Raw genomic sequence first — 3114 nt, 5'->3', positions numbered from 1 at the left:
GTCGGTCAGCCGCAAGCCGCGGGTTCGGGCGGCCACACGAGTTCGTCGTCCGGCGGTGCGATCTCGTCGTCCGCGGTCAGGCAGGACGTGCACACGGACCGCTGCTCCCCCTCCAGCAGCGGTCCGCGCTGCGGCGAACCGGTCAGCACCCGGTCCACCTGGCCGCACAGCGGGTAGCCGCACTTCGCGACGAGGACCGGGCCCCACTCATCGCGCGAGACCAGATGCCACCGGGACCCCCGCACCGGTGCCATCCACGCCCATTCGATCCCCTCAGCGGACACGCCGCCCGCGCCCGCGGCGGCATCTTGGATGTCCATGCGTCCGACTCTATGAGCGTGCACGGGCCGGGAGTGACAATCATCTGACAACGCTCGGGCGTGGCGCGGGGCGGCGCCCGCGGTGCGGTTCGGGCACCTGCACCGCGTCGGGACGGCATCAGGATGGTGGTGCCCGAATCGCGAGCCGGGAATATTCATCGTTGCTCCTCCGAGCTGAATTCAGTCATGTGACGTGAGTTTTCCGCAAGGGTGGTGCTCGAACGCCGGAACCATGCCGGTATGGTTTTGCCGACGTTCGCCGGAACTGTTTGCTCGATCAGCATGACTGTCAGCGCCGCGGCAACACCAATGCTGCGTTCGCGTGATCATCGGCCCGCGCATCGGTGCCGCTATCGGCGCTGCCCGGAGAAACGGAATCAACATGAGCAGAACCGCAGGTACGCCCCGGGCGAGGGCGCTGTCCGCCGCATTGCGGGAAACCCGCCGCGCGAGCGGAGTCGGGTTGCGCGCACTCTCCCGTCAACTGGAACTTTCGCACACCCAATTGTCACATTGGGAGAACGGCAGCCGGGTGCCGAGCATCGAGACCGTCGCCATGATCCTGGCCGCGCTGCGGGTGCCGTCCGGCGACCGGGAACGCATCCTCGACCTCGCCCGCAACACCGCCGAACCGAACTGGCTCACCGTCGGGCTCGCGGGCATCCCGCAGCAACTCGCCGGAGCCATCGAGAGCGAGCGGGCGGCGAGCGCGATCACGGAGTGGGCGCCGATGATCGTGCCCGGCTTGTTGCAAACACCGGACTTGATGAAATCCACCATGCGCGCGGTCAAGCTGCCGCAGCACGAGGAAGACGTCCGCATGATGGTCCGCGCCGGGCGGAGCGAGGTGCTCACTCGCGAAGATCCGGTGCGGTTCGAGGGCATCATCAGCGAAGCCGTGCTCTACCAGCGCTTGGCCGCACCCGGCGTCATGGCCGAGCAATTCGCCCACCTCATCGAGATGAGCGAGCGGCCGAACATCACGGTCCGCGTGGTGCCGCTGCGCACCGGCTGGCACCCCGGTCTACTCGGTCCATTCGTGCTCTACGAATTCCCGGACGCGCCATCGGTAGTCTACTTCGAGCATTACAATTCGGGAGCTTTCATCCCAGCCGAGCACGATGTCAACGAACACCAGAAGGCACTGGCCGAAATTCGCAACGTTGCCTTCGACACGACCGACTCGCTAGGCTTGCTGAAGCAGGCGCACCAAGAATGGGAGAGCCAAACATGAGCAAAGTGCGCTGGCAAAAGACCAGCCGGTCCCACCCGAACGGCAACTGCGTCGAACTGTCCATTCCGCGCGGCCGGATGCGCGACTCCAAGGACCCGGACGGCCCAACGCTGCCCGTCGAAGTCCCGACGTTGCTCACCGCCATCCGGCAGGGACGCTTCGACCGCCGGTGAACGCACGCCGAGCCGGTGAGCGGCCACGACGGCACCGCTCACCGGCTCGCGACGGCCGCTCGTTGGGGTTATCGGAGAACAGGAGAGGCGAACATGAGCGAGGTCCACTGGCAGAAGTCCAGCTACACGCACCCCAACGGCGAATGCGTCGAACTGTCCGTCCCCCGCGGCCGAGTGCGCGACTCCAAGGACCCGCAGGGACCGACTCTGCCTGTCGACGTTCCGACGCTGTTGACCGCCATCCGGCAGGGACGCTTCGACGCGCCGTGAGCGCTGCGGGCTCCGGGGCGGCCGTCGGGGCGGCGTGACAGGGTGAGGTCGTGACGGGATCTCTCATGCTGATCGACGCCGCCGGGCTGTGGTTCCGGTCGTACTACGCGCTGCCGGAGTCGCTGACCGCGCCGGACGGGACGCCGGTGAACTCGGTGCGCGGGTTCTGCGACATGCTCGCCAAGCTCATCACCGAGCGGCGGCCGACGCGGCTCGTCGCCTGCCTGGACAACGACTGGCGGCCGCAGTTCCGCGTGGACGCGCTGCCGACCTACAAGACGCACCGGGTCGCCGAGGAAGATCCCGACGCCGAGGACGTTCCGGACACGCTCAGCCCGCAGATCCCGGTGATCCTCGACGTGCTCGACGCGCTCGGCATCGCCACCGCCGAAGCCGAGGGCTACGAGGCCGATGACGTGATCGGAGTGCTCGCCGAGCGGGAACGCACCGACCCCGTCGAAGTCGTCACCGGCGACCGCGACCTTTTCCAGCTGGTGCGGCCGGAGCCCGCGCCGGTGCGGGTGATCTACGTCGGCGGCGGGCTGGCGAAGGCGCAGAACTACGGCCCGGCCGAACTCGCCGAGCGCTACGCGCTCGATCCTTCCCGGGCCGGGGACGCCTACGCGGAAATGGCGGTGCTGCGCGGCGATCCGTCCGACGGCCTGCCCGGTGTCGCGGGCATCGGCGAGAAGACCGCCGCCAAGCTGATCACCGAATTCGGTTCGCTCGCCGCGCTGCTTTCCGCCGCCGAAGCCGGGGACAAGCGGCTGACCCCGCGAGTGCGCGGCAAACTCGCCGATTCCGCCGAATACCTGGCCGCAGCCCCATCCGTGGTCCGCGTGGTCCGCGACGCCCCGGTCGTCCTCGACCGCCCCGACCCGCTCCCGCGATCCGCGGCCGACCCGGACCGCCTCGCCGAACTCGACCGCACCTGGAACCTCGGCGGGCCGCTGGAACGCCTCACCGCCGCTTTCTGATACGCCGGGGCTGCACGAGCATTCGCCGGAGCGGTCCCCGGGCCGGAACGGATCGAGAACGAGGGATTTCCCCGGTGCTCGGCGAGCGCTGCTCATAACGTCGCGGCGAACACCCGAATTCCGGCGATTATCGCGTCGTC

The 3114-nt window shown here is 68.6% G+C and carries 5 protein-coding genes; 4 read left to right on the top strand and 1 reads right to left on the bottom strand.

From position 1 onward, the window contains the following. Positions 1-5: 5 nt before the first annotated feature. A complete protein-coding gene (locus IJH84_RS25685) occupies positions 6-320 on the bottom strand; it encodes a hypothetical protein (RefSeq protein WP_200069658.1) in 315 nt (104 codons plus the stop codon). 322 nt (positions 321-642) lie between these two features. Here IJH84_RS25685 and IJH84_RS25680 point away from each other — a divergent pair, with 322 nt between their 5' ends. The 4 genes from IJH84_RS25680 (at position 643) to IJH84_RS25665 (ending at position 2974) form a co-directional block, all read left to right on the top strand. After that, on the top strand, positions 643-1554 hold the full coding sequence (locus tag IJH84_RS25680; RefSeq protein ID WP_295149936.1) for a helix-turn-helix transcriptional regulator: 912 nt from the start codon (positions 643-645) through the stop codon (positions 1552-1554). Next, a complete protein-coding gene (locus IJH84_RS25675; protein ID WP_295149934.1) occupies positions 1551-1727 on the top strand; it encodes a DUF397 domain-containing protein in 177 nt (58 codons plus the stop codon). The genes IJH84_RS25680 and IJH84_RS25675 overlap by 4 nt, the downstream gene beginning before the upstream one ends. A 93-nt stretch (positions 1728-1820) precedes the next feature. After that, positions 1821-1997 (top strand): DUF397 domain-containing protein, encoded by a 177-nt coding sequence (locus IJH84_RS25670; protein ID WP_295149932.1) that lies wholly within the window; start codon positions 1821-1823, stop codon positions 1995-1997. Positions 1998-2062: 65 nt separating this feature from the next. Next, entirely contained in the window at positions 2063-2974 is a 912-nt protein-coding gene (locus IJH84_RS25665) for a 5'-3' exonuclease (RefSeq protein WP_295149939.1), read from the top strand. The last annotated feature ends 140 nt before the right edge of the window (positions 2975-3114 follow it).

Source organism: Saccharopolyspora sp., assembly GCF_017434145.1.
GTDB lineage: Bacteria > Actinomycetota > Actinomycetes > Mycobacteriales > Pseudonocardiaceae > Saccharopolyspora_C > Saccharopolyspora_C galaxeae.
Note: the sequence above shows the minus strand (reverse complement) of the source record. Positions and strands in the feature narration are given on the sequence as shown.

Excerpts from the sequence above, each read along its gene's own strand:
- IJH84_RS25685 (WP_200069658.1), bottom strand. The coding sequence starts at position 320 with ATGGACATCCAAGATGCCGCCGCGGGCGCGGGCGGCGTGTCCGCTGAG.
- IJH84_RS25670 (WP_295149932.1), top strand. The coding sequence starts at position 1,821 with ATGAGCGAGGTCCACTGGCAGAAGTCCAGCTACACGCACCCCAACGGC.
- IJH84_RS25675 (WP_295149934.1), top strand. The coding sequence starts at position 1,551 with ATGAGCAAAGTGCGCTGGCAAAAGACCAGCCGGTCCCACCCGAACGGC.
- IJH84_RS25665 (WP_295149939.1), top strand. The coding sequence starts at position 2,063 with ATGCTGATCGACGCCGCCGGGCTGTGGTTCCGGTCGTACTACGCGCTG.